Raw genomic sequence first — 15,460 nt, 5'->3', positions numbered from 1 at the left:
GTCGCGATATATACGTTTAGCTATTGCTAATTTTACTTTTTCATCATGTCATAACCTTATTCAGGTGGTTATAGCACGAGGGTTCCACCTCTTCCCATTCCGAACAGAGAAGTTAAGCCTCGTCACGCCGATGGTACTGCGTAACAGTGGGAGAGTAGGTAGCCGCCGTTTTTGAAGAGTCCCCTTGATTCATTAAGAGTCAAGGGGATTTCTGTTTTTTGGTAGTCTGAGAAAATTTAGCTATATTTGTCACCGACAATTATTTTATTAAACGTTTAAAGCAAATTTGAAAGCTTTACTATCCGAATAACCTTCTTTTGTTATTTAATCTTTAATATACCTCTTTTAGTATCCCATTTTCCGTTTCCAGTATTTATCCGTTTTCAAATGTCTTTTAGATTCCTTATATTTGCTTTCTCACCTGATAAAATCAGAAAAGTGTCATTTCGTTATAAAAAAGGGGAAAAAACGGAATAAAAACAGTGTATAACTGTAATTTTTTCGCAAGGGAATCTTTTTCTTTTCATCTTTCTCTTTTTTATCAAATTGATTTTTGTAAATTTGGCGAGAATCTAAGAAAGGTACACAATTAATATAGTAATAATACTAAATAACTCCTGTTGATATGGAAAACAAAATTCAAGAGTTGACCGATAAGATTTATCGTGAAGGCGTGGAAAAAGGAAACGAAGAAGCGCAGAGACTTATCGCGAATGCTCAGGAAGAAGCAAAAAAAATCATTGAGGATGCTCGTAAAGAAGCAGAATCAATTGTAAATTCCTCTCGTAAATCTGCCGACGAATTGGTGGAAAATACAAAATCAGAATTAAAACTGTTTGCCGGTCAGGCTGTAAATGCACTCAAATCTGAGGTCGCTACTATGGTAACTGACAAGTTAGTAACTACTTCTGTGAAAGATTTCGCACAAGATAAAGATTATCTGAATGCGTTTATCGTTGCACTGGCTTCCAAATGGAGTGTTGACGAACCTATCGTTATCTCGACAGCCGATGCCGAATCACTGAGAAAGTATTTCGCAGCTCATGCGAAAGCTTTATTGGATAAGGGAGTGACTATACAGCAAGTAAACGGTATCAAGACTTTGTTCACCGTTTCTCCTGCGGACGGTTCCTATAAGGTGAACTTCGGAGAAGAAGAATTCATGAATTACTTCAAAGCGTTCTTGCGTCCTCAATTAGTAGAAATGCTATTTTAAAAGAAGCGACTATGAGTAGTAAGTACTATTACTTGGTAGCGGGTTTGCCGGAACTTTCGCTGGAAGACAGCAAACTGAGCTATACAGTAGCCGATTTTAAAACTGAAATCTATAACGGATTGTCTGCTTCGGACCAGAAGTTGATTGACTTGTTTTATCTGAAGTTTGATAATGCGAATGTGCTGAAACTTCTCAAAGATAAGGAAGCGGAAATCGACAAACGGGGAAACTACTCTGCTGCGGAACTCACCGAATACATTTCTATTCTAAGAGAAGGCGGAGAAATCAGTCCCAAAGAATTTCCGGCTTATCTTTCTACATTTATCATCGATTATTTGAATACACCGGCTGAAAGCACGGTATTGCACGAAGACCATCTGGCTGCATTGTATTATGAATATGCCATGAAATGTGGGAATAAGTTTGTTTCTGCCTGGTTTGAATTCAATCTCAACATTAATAATATCCTTGTCGCGTTTACGAGCCGTAAATTCAAATGGGATATTGCTTCCAATGTCGTAGGAAACACGGAGGTATGCGAAGCTTTGCGTACGTCGAGTGCCCGCGACTTCGGATTGTCCGGCGAGGTGGATGTTTTTGAATCGTTGGTGAAAATCAGTGAGATTACGGAACTGGTGGAGCGTGAGAAAAAACTCGACGCTTTGCGGTGGAACTGGATGGAAGATGCCATCTTCTTTGATTATTTTACCATTGAACGTATTTTCGCTTTCTTGTTGAAGTTGGAAATGATTGAACGGTGGATTTCATTGGATAAGGAGAGAGGTAATCAGTTGTTCAGAAGCATCATCGAATCGCTGAAGAACGAAGTGCAGATCCCTGCAGAATTCAGATAATAAATTATTAAAAATATATGGCAACAAAAGGAACTGTTAGTGGCGTTATTGCCAACATGGTGACCCTCGTCGTTGACGGACCGGTAGCTCAGAATGAGATTTGTTATATCTCGACCGGTGGCGATAAGTTGATGGCGGAGGTGATTAAGGTTGTAGGTTCACATGTATATGTCCAGGTGTTTGAAAGCACCCGTGGACTGAAGGTGGGAGCCGAAGCCGAATTTACAGGACACATGCTCGAAGTGACATTAGGTCCGGGTATGTTATCAAAAAACTACGATGGTCTGCAAAATGACCTCGACAAGATGGACGGAGTTTTCCTGAAAAGAGGACAATATACGTATCCGTTGGATAAAGAGCGTGTATGGCATTTCGTTCCATTGGTAAGTGTCGGTGACAAAGTGCAGGCTTCTGCATGGTTGGGACAGGTGGACGAAAACTTCCAGCCGTTGAAAATTATGGCTCCGTTCACTATGGAGGGAACGGCTACCGTTAAGACCATTATGCCGGAAGGTGACTATAAGATAGAGGATACGATTGCTATCCTGACAGATGAAGAAGGAAACGATATCCCTGTGACTATGATTCAGAAATGGCCGGTAAAACGTGCTATGACGAACTACAAGGAAAAACCGCGTCCTTTCAAATTGCTGGAAACCGGTGTGCGTGTAATTGATACGTTGAATCCGATTGTGGAAGGTGGTACAGGCTTTATCCCCGGTCCGTTCGGTACAGGTAAGACAGTGCTTCAGCACGCTATCTCCAAACAGGCGGAAGCGGATATCGTTATTATCGCCGCTTGCGGTGAACGTGCGAATGAGGTTGTGGAAATCTTTACGGAGTTCCCCGAATTGGTTGACCCGCACACAGGGCGTAAGCTGATGGAGCGTACCATCATCATCGCCAATACTTCCAACATGCCGGTAGCTGCCCGTGAAGCATCTGTATATACAGCGATGTCACTGGCGGAATATTACCGTTCAATGGGATTGAAGGTTCTGTTGATGGCGGACTCTACTTCCCGTTGGGCGCAGGCTTTGCGTGAGATGTCCAACCGTATGGAAGAGTTGCCCGGACCGGATGCATTCCCGATGGATATTTCGGCTATCATCTCCAACTTCTACGGCCGTGCGGGATATGTGAAACTCGGCAATGGTGAAACTGGTTCCATTACATTCATCGGTACGGTATCTCCTGCCGGTGGTAACTTGAAAGAACCGGTAACTGAGAATACGAAGAAGGTGGCCCGTTGTTTCTATGCCTTGGAACAGGATCGTGCCGATAAGAAACGTTATCCGGCTGTGAACCCGATTGATTCTTATTCCAAATATATCGAATATCCGGAATTTGAAGAATATATCAAGAACCATATCAACGGTGAATGGATTGGCAAGGTAAATGAACTCAAGACCCGTCTCCAACGCGGTAAGGAAATCGCCGAACAGATTAATATCCTCGGTGACGACGGTGTACCGGTGGAATATCATGTTACTTTCTGGAAGTCGGAATTGATTGACTTCGTTATCCTGCAACAGGATGCTTTCGACGAAATCGACGCGGTAACTCCGATGGAACGCCAGGAAGATATTCTGAATATGGTGATTGACATCTGCCATACGGAATTCGAGTTTGATAACTTCAACGAAGTAATGGATTATTTCAAGAAGATGATTAATATCTGCAAGCAGATGAACTACTCGAAGTTTAAATCAGAGCAGTATGAAGGATTCCAACAGCAACTGAAGGAATTGATTGCCGAAAGAAGTATCAAATAGTAAATAGTAACTAGCTAAATAGTAAATATATAGATGGCAACAAAAGCTTTTCAAAAGATATATACCAAGATTACTCAGATTACCAAAGCTACCTGTTCGTTGAAAGCGACGGGGGTAGGGTATGACGAGCTTGCCACTGTGAACGGTAAACTGGCACAGGTGGTTAAGATTGCCGGTGACGATGTCACTTTGCAGGTATTTGAAGGTACGGAGGGTATTCCTACCAATGCCGAGGTGGTGTTCCTTGGCAAATCGCCTACATTGAAAGTAAGCGAGCAGTTGGCAGGACGTTTCTTCAACGCTTTCGGTGACCCGATTGACGGCGGTCCGGAGATTGAGGGACAGGAAGTGGAAATCGGCGGACCTTCCGTGAATCCGGTTCGACGTAAACAACCGTCGGAACTGATTGCAACGGGTATTGCCGGTATCGACTTGAACAATACGCTGGTATCCGGTCAGAAGATCCCGTTCTTTGCCGACCCCGACCAGCCTTTCAACCAGGTAATGGCAAACGTGGCGCTGCGTGCCGAAACGGATAAGATTATCCTGGGCGGTATGGGTATGACGAATGACGACTACCTGTACTTTAAGAATGTATTCTCCAATGCAGGTGCGCTCGACCGTATCGTGAGCTTCATGAACACGACCGAGAATCCGCCGGTAGAACGTCTGTTGATTCCGGACATGGCACTGACTGCCGCCGAATATTTTGCAGTAAACAACAACGAGAAAGTTCTGGTACTGTTGACGGATATGACCAGCTACGCCGATGCGTTGGCAATCGTGTCCAACCGTATGGACCAGATTCCTTCGAAAGACTCTATGCCGGGTTCGCTTTATTCGGATTTGGCGAAGATTTACGAGAAGGCGGTACAGTTCCCTTCAGGCGGTTCGATTACGATTATTGCGGTGACTACTTTGTCCGGTGGCGATATTACGCACGCTGTGCCTGATAATACGGGTTATATCACGGAAGGTCAGTTGTTCCTGCGTCGTGACAGCGATATCGGTAAGGTTATTGTCGACCCGTTCCGTTCGTTGTCCCGTCTGAAACAGTTGGTTACCGGTAAGAAGACACGTAAAGACCATCCGCAGGTGATGAATGCTGCCGTACGTCTGTATGCCGATGCCGCTAACGCCAAGACGAAGATGGAAAACGGTTTCGACCTGACGAACTACGACGAACGTACGTTGGCTTTCGCGAAGGATTATTCGAATCAGTTGTTGGCTATCGATGTCAATCTGGATACTACTGAAATGTTGGATGTAGCCTGGGGCTTGTTTGGCAGATACTTCCGTCCGGAAGAAGTGAATATCAAGAAAGAACTGGTAGATCAATACTGGCCAAAAGGCGAATAATAATAAACTTGTAATTAATAATTTATAATTAGTAATTAACAACGTGGCTATAAAGTTTCAATATAACAAAACCTCTCTTCAGCAGCTTGAAAAGCAACTGAAAGTGCGGGTGCGTACGCTTCCTATCATTAAGAACAAGGAAAGTGCTCTCCGCATGGAAGTGAAACGCTGCAAAACGGAAGCGGCTGATTTGGAGGATAGGCTCGAACAACAGATTCAAGCCTATGAAGCCATGTTCGCCCTTTGGAATGAGTTTGACGCTTCATTAATAAAGGTAAATGATGTTCATCTTGGCGTGAAGAAAATTGCAGGTGTACGTGTGCCGTTGCTCGAAAATGTAGAATTCGAGATACGTCCGTACAGTATGTTTAACGCTCCCAAGTGGTATGCCGACGGTATCCACCTTTTGGAGGAGCTTGCTCATACGGCAATTGAACGTGAATTTATGCTCGCCAAGCTGAATTTGTTAGAACATGCAAGGAAAAAGACCACTCAGAAAGTAAATCTTTTTGAGAAGGTGCAGATACCGGGCTATCAGGATGCATTGCGAAAGATCAAGCGATTTATGGAAGATGAAGAAAACCTGTCGAAGTCTTCGCAAAAGATCATGAAGTCCCATCAAGAAAAAAGGAAGGAGGTAGAGGCATGATTACAAAAATGAAGAAACTCACATTCCTGGTTTATCACAAGGAGTACGAAGGATTCCTGAACAGCCTGCGTGAACTTGGTGTGGTTCACATTGTGGAGAAGCAGCAAGGCGCTGCCGATAACACGGAGCTGCAAGAGAATATTCGCTTGTCCAACCGCTTGGCGGCTACTTTGAAGTTGCTTCAGAATCAGAAGCATGAAAAGAATGCTGTGATTGCTGCGGAAGGTGGAACGGCTGCCCGCGGTATGCAAGTACTGGACGAGGTGGACGCCCTGCAGACGGAACACGGAAAGTTGTCCCAGCAGTTACAAAGCTATGCGAAAGAGAAAGAAGCGCTGGAAGCTTGGGGTAACTTTGAACCGGACGGTATTCAGAAACTGAAAGATGCCGGTTATGTGATCGGTTTCTATAGCTGTTCGGAAGGAAACTACAAAGAAGAGTGGGAAACGGAGTACAATGCAATGATTGTAAACCGCATTTCTTCCAAAGTATTTTTCGTGACCGTAACGAAAGCCGGACAAGAGGTGGACTTGGATGTGGAGCAGGCGAAACTGCCCGCATACTCTCTGTCGCGTCTTGAAGCGCTTTATGATACGACCGAACAGGCGATTGAAGAGAATGAAAAGAAGCTCGTCGCACTTTCCGAGACGGATATTCCTTCTTTGAAGGCAGCTATAAAGGAATTGCAAAGTCAGATTGAATTTTCTAAAGTCGTATTGAGTTCCGAACAGACTGCCGGTGACAAACTGATGCTGATTGAAGGATGGGCTCCTGCTTACAGCAAAGTGGAGATAGAGGCTTATCTGAATGACGCGCATGTATATTATGAGATTACAGATCCGATGCCGGGTGATGATGTGCCTATCCGACTGAATAATAAGGGATTCTTTGCCTGGTTCGAGCCGATTTGCAAGCTGTATATGCTTCCGAAGTATAATGAACTGGACTTGACCCCGTTCTTTGCCCCGTTCTTTATGATCTTCTTCGGACTTTGTCTGGGAGACTCGGGCTACGGTTTGTTCTTGTTCCTGGGAGCTACGGCATATCGCTTACTGGCAAAGAAGGTAACTCCGTCAGCGAAGTCGATTATTTCGCTGATACAGGTCTTGGCTGTTTCAACTTTCTTCTGCGGTCTGCTGACGGGTACATTCTTCGGAGCGAATATCTATGATTTGGACTGGCCTATTGTTCAGCGTCTGAAACATGCTGTCCTGATGGACAACAATGATATGTTCCAGTTGTCGTTGATTTTGGGTGTTATTCAGATTCTGTTCGGTATGGTACTGAAAGCTGTGAATCAGACGATTCAGTTTGGGTTCAAATATGCAGTAGCAACGATTGGATGGATTATCCTGCTGGTTTCAACAGCCGTTTCGTTTTTATTCTCTTCTTCGGAGATGTTGCCGAGCGTGTTGTGGATAGGAGGTACGGCATATAAGGTTGTTCTGTGTATCTCCGGTGCTATGATATTCCTTTTCAATAGTCCGGGAAAGAACATATTTATGAATATCGGACTCGGTTTGTGGGATTCATACAACATGGTTACCGGCTTACTTGGAGACGTTTTGTCCTACGTTCGTTTGTTTGCCCTCGGACTCTCCGGTGGTATCCTGGCGGGAGTATTCAATAGTCTGGCAGTAGGTATGAGTCCGGATAATGTAATAGCAGGCCCTATCGTGATGGTGCTGATTTTCGTTATCGGTCATGCAATCAATATCTTTATGAATGTGCTCGGTGCAATGGTTCACCCGATGCGTCTGACATTCGTTGAGTTCTTCAAGAACTCCGGATACGAAGGCGGTGGCAAGGAGTACAAGCCGTTCAGAAACTAAAAACTGAAAATTAAAAATTAGAAATCGAGAATTAATATTTTAAGAATTAAACAATAAAAAATAGAATAAGATTATGGAAATGAATTTGTTTATCGCCTACATTGGCATCGCGGTTATGGTTGGTTTGTCAGGCATCGGTAGTGCTTACGGAGTAACTATTGCAGGTAACGCTGCTATCGGAGCTTTGAAGAAGAATGATAGTGCATTCGGTAACTTCCTTGTATTGACTGCTCTTCCGGGTACGCAAGGTCTTTACGGTTTTGCCGGCTACTTCATGTTTCAGACTATCTTTGGTATTTTGACTCCTGAAATTACAGCGATTCAGGCATCTGCAGTTCTTGGTGCAGGTATTGCTTTGGGACTGGTTGCCTTATTCTCTGCTATCCGTCAGGGACAGGTTTGTGCAAACGGTATCGCAGCTATCGGACAGGGACACAATGTATTTAGTAATACTTTGATTCTTGCCGTATTCCCCGAGCTTTATGCAATCGTTGCTTTGGCTGCAACCTTCTTGATCGGTAGTGCACTCGTTGCATAATTTTAGCAGGAATATTTCCTATAAAAGACTTTCAATCCCCTTGTGCATGCTGCTTTGCATGTGCAAGGGGATCTTCTTTTTTCTTTGTATGACAACGTTTCTTTCTTCTTCTTAACTCATATTTTTCGCATAAAGTATTATTTTTCAAAGAATAATGTGTACTTTTGCACTCGCATACTAAAAAGAGTTTTAATATATTATATGGTAAAAGATTTATTAACCCCCGATTATATCTTCGAGTCCAGCTGGGAAGTATGTAATAAAGTGGGAGGGATATACACTGTCTTGTCTACACGGGCAAATACGTTGCAGGAGAAGTTCCGTGACAGAGTTTTTTTTATAGGTCCTGATGTGTGGCAAGGAAAAGAGAACCCTCTATTCATCGAGTCGGATAATCTATGTGCTGCCTGGAAAAAGCACGCACTTGAAAATGACGAACTTTCTGTCCGTATAGGAAGATGGAATATCCCCGGTGAACCCATAGTCATTCTAGTCGATTTCCAACCTTTTTTTGAGAAAAAAAACGATATATACACAGAAATGTGGAATCGTTATCAAGTAGATTCGTTGCACGCTTATGGCGATTACGACGAAGCTTCTATGTTTTCGTATGCTGCGGGCAGAGTAGTGGAGAGTTTCTATCACTACAACCTGACAGAAACGGACAAGGTGGTATATCAGGCGCATGAATGGATGACGGGAATGGGAGCACTTTATGTACAGGAAGCTGTGCCCGAGGTGGCTACTATCTTTACGACCCATGCTACTTCTATCGGTCGTTCTATCGCTGGTAACAACAAACCGTTGTACGACTATCTCTTTGCCTACAATGGCGACCAGATGGCCGAGGAACTGAATATGCAATCGAAACATTCGATTGAAAAACAGACCGCGCACTATGTGGACTGCTTTACTACGGTTAGCGAAATCACCAACAACGAGTGTAAGGAACTGCTGGACAAACCGGCGGATGTAGTCCTTATGAACGGTTTCGAGGATGATTTTGTGCCGAAAGGAAGTACATTCACCGGAAAGCGTAAGCGTGCGCGTGCCTTGATGCTGAATGTGGCGAATAAGTTACTGGGAACAAATCTGGATGACGATACGTTAATTATCGGAACCAGTGGGCGATATGAGTTCAAAAACAAAGGAATTGATGTATTCCTGGAATCGTTGAACCGCTTGAACAGAGATAAGAACCTGCATAAGAATGTATTGGCATTTATCAATGTTCCCGGTTGGGTAGGCGATCCCCGCGAGGATTTGCAGGAACGCCTGAAGAGCAAGAAAAAGTTCGATACTCCGCTTGAAGTGCCGTTCATTACTCATTGGCTGCATAATATGACACATGACCAGGTACTGGATATGCTGAAATATATGGGAATGGGAAATCGTCCGGAAGATAAGGTTAAGGTTATTTTCGTGCCTTGTTATCTGGACGGTCGCGACGGTATCATGAATAAAGAGTATTATGATTTATTGCTCGGACAGGATTTGAGCGTGTATGCTTCTTATTATGAACCTTGGGGATATACCCCGTTGGAAAGCGTAGCATTCCATGTGCCGACAATCACTACCGATCTGGCGGGATTCGGACTTTGGGTGAACAGCCTGAAAAACCAGCATGGCATTAATGATGGGGTGGAAGTGTTGCATCGCTCGGACTATAACTATTCGGAAGTAGCGGATGGTATCAAGGATACGATTACGCTGTTTGCCGATAAGACGGAAAAAGAGGTGAAGGAAATCCGCAAGCGTGCCGCTGAAGTGGCGGAACAGGCTTTGTGGAAACACTTTATACAATATTATTATGAGGCTTACGACATTGCTTTGCGCAATGCTATGAAGCGTCAACTGAGTTAAAGGAAAAATTTATTCATCAATAAGTAAACAAAAACATTATGAAAATTAAAGTTAGTAATGTGAATACTCCCAACTGGAAAGAGGTTACTGTAAAATCACGTATCCCGGTAGAGTTGGAGAAGTTGTCTGAAATCGCACGCAACATTTGGTGGGCATGGAATTTTGAAGCGACTGAACTGTTTAGAGATCTAGATCCGGAACTTTGGAAAGAATGTGGACAGAACCCGGTGCTGCTGTTGGAACGTATGAGCTATGAAAAGCTGGAAACTCTGGCAAAAGACAAGGTGATTCTGAGAAGAATGAATGAAGTTTATACGAAATTCAGAGATTACTTGGATGTGAAGCCGGATGAAAAGCGTCCGTCCGTTGCCTATTTCAGTATGGAATATGGCTTGAGCAGCGTCCTGAAAATATATTCCGGTGGTCTGGGTGTATTGGCCGGTGACTACTTGAAAGAAGCTTCCGACAGCAATGTGGATTTGTGTGCGGTAGGTTTCTTGTATCGTTACGGTTACTTTACTCAAACATTGTCCATGGACGGACAGCAGATTGCTAACTACGAAGCGCAAAACTTCGGTCAGCTTCCTATCGACCGCGTAATGGATGCGGAAGGCAAGCCGTTGGTAGTGGATGTTCCTTACCTGGATTATTATGTTCATGCTAACGTATGGCGTGTTAATGTAGGACGTGTCTCTTTGTATCTGTTGGATACGGATAATGAAATGAACAGTGAGTTCGACCGTCCTATCACTCACCAGCTTTATGGTGGCGACTGGGAAAACCGTCTGAAACAGGAAATCCTGTTGGGTATCGGTGGTATCCTGACACTGAAAGCATTGGGTATCAAGAAAGATATTTATCATTGTAATGAAGGACATGCTGCTTTGATTAATGTTCAGCGTATCTGTGATTACGTAGCTACCGGATTGACTTTCGATCAGGCTATCGAGTTGGTTCGCGCTTCTTCTCTTTATACGGTTCATACGCCGGTTCCCGCAGGTCACGACTATTTTGACGAAGGCTTGTTTGGTAAATATATGGGTGGTTATCCTGCCAGAATGGGTATCACTTGGGACGACTTGATGGATCTCGGACGTAACAATCCGGGTGACAAGGGCGAACGTTTCTGTATGTCTGTCTTTGCTTGCAACACTTCCCAGGAAGTGAACGGTGTGAGCTGGCTGCACGGAAAGGTTTCTCAGGAGATGTTCTCTTCTATCTGGAAAGGTTACTTCCCCGAAGAAAGCCATGTAGGATATGTGACGAACGGTGTTCACTTCCCGACTTGGAGCGCAACGGAATGGAAAGAACTGTACTTTAAATATTTCAACGAAAACTTCTGGTTCGACCAGTCTAATCCTAAGATTTGGGAAGCTATCTACAATGTGCCCGATGAAGAGATCTGGAAGACCCGTATGACGATGAAGAATAAGTTGGTTGACTATATCCGCAAGTCATTCCGCGATACTTGGTTGAAGAACCAGGGCGATCCTTCACGTATCGTTTCGCTGATGGATAAAATTAATCCGAATGCATTGCTGATTGGTTTCGGCCGTCGTTTCGCTACTTACAAACGTGCACACTTGCTGTTTACCGACTTGGAGCGTCTTTCTAAGATTGTGAACAATCCTGACTATCCGGTACAGTTCCTGTTTACAGGTAAGGCTCACCCGCACGATGGAGCAGGACAGGGCTTGATTAAGCGTATTATCGAGATTTCCCGTCGTCCCGAATTCCTGGGCAAGATTATCTTCCTCGAAAACTACGATATGCAGTTGGCCCGTCGTCTGGTTTCCGGTGTTGATATCTGGTTGAATACTCCGACCCGTCCGTTGGAAGCATCCGGTACATCCGGCGAAAAGGCATTGATGAACGGTGTTGTCAACTTCTCCGTATTAGACGGATGGTGGCTGGAAGGTTACCGCGAAGGTGCAGGTTGGGCGTTGACTGAGAAACGTACTTACCAGAATCAGGAACATCAGGATCAATTGGATGCTGCTACTATTTACAGCATTCTTGAAACTGAAATTATGCCGTTGTATTATGCACGCAACAAGAAGGGATATTCTGAAGGCTGGATCAAGGTAGTGAAGAATTCTATCGCTCAGATTGCTCCTCACTATACAATGAAACGCCAGTTGGATGATTACTTCAGTAAGTTCTATTGCAAGCAAGCTAAACGTTTCGCTGCTTTGTCTGCTGATAACAATGCGAAAGCAAAAGAAATTGCAGCTTGGAAAGAAGAAGTGGTTGCTAAATGGGATTCTATCGAAATCGTATCTTCAGATACAGTAGAAGAACTGAAGAAAGGCGACATCGAAAGCGGAAAAGAATATACTATCACTTACGTGATTGATGAAAAAGGCTTGAATGATGCAATAGGACTCGAACTGGTGACGACTTATACGACTGCTGACGGTAAGCAACACGTTTACTCGGTAGAACCGTTCAACGTAATCAAGAAAGAGGGTAACTTGTATACATTCCAAGTTAAGCATAGCTTGTCGAATGCCGGTAGCTTCAAGGTGTCTTACCGTATGTTCCCGAAGAACCCGGAACTTCCACATCGTCAGGACTTCTGCTACGTACGTTGGTTTGTCTAATTAAAAGTAAAGTAGGGGAGAGTGAATCTCCCTGCTACTTTTATATATAAAATCAGCCCCTGCATTCTCAAAGATTGCAGGGGCTGACTTTTTTCAATCAAGAGACTGTTTCAATGCATGACAGTCTTTTTTTATTTTACAACTTCTGCAATTTTAGCTTGCAGCTCTTCTCCGTGCAGACCGCGGGCGATAATTGTACCGTCACCGTCGATCAATACTGTATGAGGAATACTGTTTATAGCGTAGAGTTGTGCACCTTTACTTTGCCAGAACTTCAGGTCGGACATTTGCGGCCAAGTCATGTTCAGTTTCTTGATGGATTCTTTCCAGGCAGCACCGTCCTGATCGAGAGATACGCCTACGATTTCAAAGTTTTTGCCTTTGTATTTAGCGTAAGCTTCTACGAGGTTAGGCATTTCGCGGCGGCAAGGCCCACACCAGCTTGCCCAGAAGTCAACCAATACAACTTTGCCTTTGCCTACATAATCAGACAGTTTCACTGCTTTTCCATCCGGTGTTTCCATTTCGAAATCAATGAACTTGGTACCTACGGCAGTTTTTTTCTGTGTTTCGGTCAGTTCTTTGATTCTTACGATTGTTTCATCGTTCTGGAAGTTAGCCGGAACCTGTTGCAGTAATGCTTCGTTTTCGGCAGTAGAGTTATTGTAGAAAGTCTGTTTGAACAAGAATACGCCAACCGGGTTGGTGATGTTCTTCTGTACAGCTTCCTTGATTGCGTTCTCGTACTGTTCCTGCAACTCGGTACCTTCTTTTTGCTTGGCTTCTTTTTGCTCGTCGCTCAAAGTGGAGTCTCCCATTGATTCGTAGATGGCATTCAGCTTCTTGCTGATGTCATTGATTTTGCTTCTGAGTTCCTGGTAAGCATCGTTGTTTGCAGTACCGGTGGCAGAGTCATTACCTTTGGTCAGTGCAACGTTGATTTTCCCGTTTTCGAGGAAGAAATCAACCATCAAAGGTGTTCCGTTTACTTCACAAGTGACATAACGGCTGACAACGGAATCTTGTGTACCTTTGAAGGTGAAAGTTCCTTTGGAGATTACAGCAGTATCGAGTTTTGTTAAGTTTCTACCTGTAGCTTCCTGGAGATAAACGGTGTCACCATCGGCTGCGCCCTCTACTGTACCTGTAACAACATAGCCGGCTTTGTTTCCACCGGTACAAGCCACCATACCCAGGGCTGCTGTTGCAATAACTAAATAAGTTAATTTTTTCATGCTTTTGTAAGATTAGTGAATAAATATTTATGCAAAGATAGATTATTTTTCTCTCGGACATCGAAAAACACTGTTATATTAGATTAACACGTAGGTGAAAACGACAGAAATGTGTACCTTTGCAACCCAAACTTTAGTATGAATATGCAAGAAGATAAATCCATCATTGAGGTGAGCCATGTCTCGAAGTATTTTGGTGAGAAAACAGCATTGGATGATGTGACTCTGAACGTGAAAAAAGGCGAGTTTGTCACGATACTCGGCCCTTCCGGTTGCGGGAAAACCACGTTGTTGCGTCTCATTGCCGGTTTTCAGACAGCTTCGGAAGGCGAAATCCGAATTTCGGGGATGGAAATAACACAAACTCCGCCCCATAAGCGTCCGGTGAACACGGTATTCCAGAAATATGCCCTGTTCCCGCATTTGAATGTTTACGACAATATTGCTTTCGGCCTGAAACTGAAAAAGACGCCGAAGCAGACTATCGAGAAGAAAGTGAAAGCCGCCTTGAAAATGGTAGGCATGACGGATTATGAATATCGCGATGTCGATTCTCTTTCCGGTGGTCAGCAGCAGCGTGTTGCCATCGCCCGTGCCATTGTCAACGAGCCGGAAGTGCTGTTACTTGATGAACCGCTGGCAGCGCTCGACCTGAAAATGCGTAAGGATATGCAGATGGAACTCAAGGAAATGCATAAATCTTTGGGAATCACGTTTGTTTACGTCACTCACGACCAGGAAGAGGCTCTTACGCTGAGCGATACGATTGTCGTGATGAGTGAAGGAAAGATTCAGCAGATCGGTACGCCGATTGATATTTATAATGAGCCTATCAATTCGTTTGTTGCGGACTTTATCGGAGAAAGTAACATTTTGAACGGTACGATGATTCATGACAAGCTGGTACGTTTCTGCGGTACGGAGTTTGAATGTGTGGACGAAGGATTCGGTGAGAATGTTCCGGTAGATGTGGTTATCCGCCCGGAAGACCTTTATATCTTCCCCGTTTCGGACATGGCACAGTTGACAGGAGTGGTGCAGACTTCCATATTCAAGGGGGTGCATTATGAAATGACGGTGCTTTGCGGCGGCTATGAATTCCTTGTGCAGGATTACCATCATTTTGAGGTGGGGGCGGAAGTCGGCCTGCTGGTGAAGCCTTTCGATATTCATATCATGAAGAAAGAGCGTATCTGCAATACTTTTGAAGGAAAGTTGCTGGATGCCACTCATGTGGAATTCCTCGGTTGCAGCTTTGAGTGTGCTTCGGTAGCGGGTATAGAACCCGACACGAATGTCAAAGTGGAAGTGGACTTCGACAAGGTGATTCTTCAGGATAATGAAGAAGACGGAACGCTGACGGGAGAGGTGAAATTCATCCTTTATAAGGGTGACCATTATCATCTGACGGTGTTTTCCGACTGGGACGAGAATGTGTTTGTAGATACGAATGATGTATGGGACGACGGTGACCGCGTGGGTATTACCATCCCCCCGGATGCCATTCGTGTAATTAAAATAACCGATTAACAGGAA

Annotated in this window: 11 protein-coding genes and 1 rRNA gene; 11 read left to right on the top strand and 1 reads right to left on the bottom strand. The window is 44.1% G+C overall.

Annotation, left to right across the window (positions count from 1 at the left end; all coding sequences use genetic code 11):
• Positions 1–60 precede the first annotated feature (60 nt).
• From rrf to ACGHVY_RS10610, 10 genes are all read left to right on the top strand, one after another.
• Positions 61–171, top strand: a 5S ribosomal RNA gene (rrf, locus tag ACGHVY_RS10655).
• A gap of 454 nt (positions 172–625) precedes the next feature.
• Positions 626–1,216: a V-type ATP synthase subunit E family protein gene (locus ACGHVY_RS10650; RefSeq protein WP_308744978.1), complete on the top strand. Its 591-nt coding sequence runs from the start codon at positions 626–628 to the stop codon at positions 1,214–1,216.
• Positions 1,217–1,227: 11 nt separating this feature from the next.
• On the top strand, positions 1,228–2,070 hold the full coding sequence (locus ACGHVY_RS10645; protein WP_308744979.1) for a DUF2764 domain-containing protein: 843 nt from the start codon (positions 1,228–1,230) through the stop codon (positions 2,068–2,070).
• Positions 2,071–2,087: 17 nt separating this feature from the next.
• Positions 2,088–3,845 carry a V-type ATP synthase subunit A gene (locus ACGHVY_RS10640; RefSeq protein WP_308744980.1) on the top strand — a complete coding sequence of 586 codons (1,758 nt, stop codon included), beginning with the start codon at positions 2,088–2,090 and terminating at the stop codon, positions 3,843–3,845.
• A gap of 33 nt (positions 3,846–3,878) precedes the next feature.
• The gene (locus ACGHVY_RS10635; RefSeq protein ID WP_308744981.1) at positions 3,879–5,204 is read left to right on the top strand and encodes a V-type ATP synthase subunit B; all 1,326 of its coding nucleotides are present in this window, start codon (positions 3,879–3,881) and stop codon (positions 5,202–5,204) included.
• Between the two features lie 43 nt (positions 5,205–5,247).
• Positions 5,248–5,853: a V-type ATP synthase subunit D gene (locus ACGHVY_RS10630; protein ID WP_004297640.1), complete on the top strand. Its 606-nt coding sequence runs from the start codon at positions 5,248–5,250 to the stop codon at positions 5,851–5,853.
• A complete protein-coding gene (locus tag ACGHVY_RS10625) occupies positions 5,850–7,685 on the top strand; it encodes a V-type ATP synthase subunit I (protein ID WP_390598935.1) in 1,836 nt (611 codons plus the stop codon). Before ACGHVY_RS10630 ends, ACGHVY_RS10625 begins: the two co-directional genes overlap by 4 nt.
• A gap of 73 nt (positions 7,686–7,758) precedes the next feature.
• Positions 7,759–8,223, top strand: a complete 465-nt coding sequence (locus ACGHVY_RS10620) for a V-type ATP synthase subunit K (RefSeq protein ID WP_308744983.1) — start codon at positions 7,759–7,761, stop codon at positions 8,221–8,223.
• Positions 8,224–8,424: 201 nt separating this feature from the next.
• Positions 8,425–10,086, top strand: a complete 1,662-nt coding sequence (locus ACGHVY_RS10615) for a glycogen/starch synthase (protein WP_374047377.1) — start codon at positions 8,425–8,427, stop codon at positions 10,084–10,086.
• 38 nt (positions 10,087–10,124) lie between these two features.
• Positions 10,125–12,689, top strand: coding sequence for a glycosyltransferase family 1 protein (locus ACGHVY_RS10610; protein WP_308744984.1), 2,565 nt, complete (start codon positions 10,125–10,127; stop codon positions 12,687–12,689).
• A gap of 131 nt (positions 12,690–12,820) precedes the next feature.
• On the opposite strand, the gene ACGHVY_RS10605 is transcribed toward ACGHVY_RS10610, so the two are convergent.
• A complete protein-coding gene (locus ACGHVY_RS10605) occupies positions 12,821–13,924 on the bottom strand; it encodes a redoxin domain-containing protein (protein WP_390598932.1) in 1,104 nt (367 codons plus the stop codon).
• Positions 13,925–14,062: 138 nt separating this feature from the next.
• On the opposite strand from ACGHVY_RS10605, the gene potA reads away from it, so the two are divergent.
• Positions 14,063–15,454, top strand: a complete 1,392-nt coding sequence (gene potA, locus ACGHVY_RS10600; RefSeq protein ID WP_390598930.1) for a polyamine ABC transporter ATP-binding protein — start codon at positions 14,063–14,065, stop codon at positions 15,452–15,454.
• Positions 15,455–15,460: the final 6 nt, after the last annotated feature.

The organism is Bacteroides sp. f07, assembly GCF_042854785.1.
GTDB lineage: Bacteria > Bacteroidota > Bacteroidia > Bacteroidales > Bacteroidaceae > Bacteroides.
This window is presented reverse-complemented; position numbering and strand designations above follow the sequence as displayed.

Excerpts from the sequence above, each read along its gene's own strand:
- ACGHVY_RS10650 (WP_308744978.1), top strand. The coding sequence starts at position 626 with ATGGAAAACAAAATTCAAGAGTTGACCGATAAGATTTATCGTGAAGGC.
- ACGHVY_RS10645 (WP_308744979.1), top strand. The coding sequence starts at position 1,228 with ATGAGTAGTAAGTACTATTACTTGGTAGCGGGTTTGCCGGAACTTTCG.
- ACGHVY_RS10640 (WP_308744980.1), top strand. The coding sequence starts at position 2,088 with ATGGCAACAAAAGGAACTGTTAGTGGCGTTATTGCCAACATGGTGACC.
- ACGHVY_RS10635 (WP_308744981.1), top strand. The coding sequence starts at position 3,879 with ATGGCAACAAAAGCTTTTCAAAAGATATATACCAAGATTACTCAGATT.
- ACGHVY_RS10625 (WP_390598935.1), top strand. The coding sequence starts at position 5,850 with ATGATTACAAAAATGAAGAAACTCACATTCCTGGTTTATCACAAGGAG.
- ACGHVY_RS10620 (WP_308744983.1), top strand. The coding sequence starts at position 7,759 with ATGGAAATGAATTTGTTTATCGCCTACATTGGCATCGCGGTTATGGTT.
- ACGHVY_RS10615 (WP_374047377.1), top strand. The coding sequence starts at position 8,425 with ATGGTAAAAGATTTATTAACCCCCGATTATATCTTCGAGTCCAGCTGG.
- ACGHVY_RS10610 (WP_308744984.1), top strand. The coding sequence starts at position 10,125 with ATGAAAATTAAAGTTAGTAATGTGAATACTCCCAACTGGAAAGAGGTT.
- ACGHVY_RS10605 (WP_390598932.1), bottom strand. The coding sequence starts at position 13,924 with ATGAAAAAATTAACTTATTTAGTTATTGCAACAGCAGCCCTGGGTATG.
- potA (WP_390598930.1), top strand. The coding sequence starts at position 14,063 with ATGAATATGCAAGAAGATAAATCCATCATTGAGGTGAGCCATGTCTCG.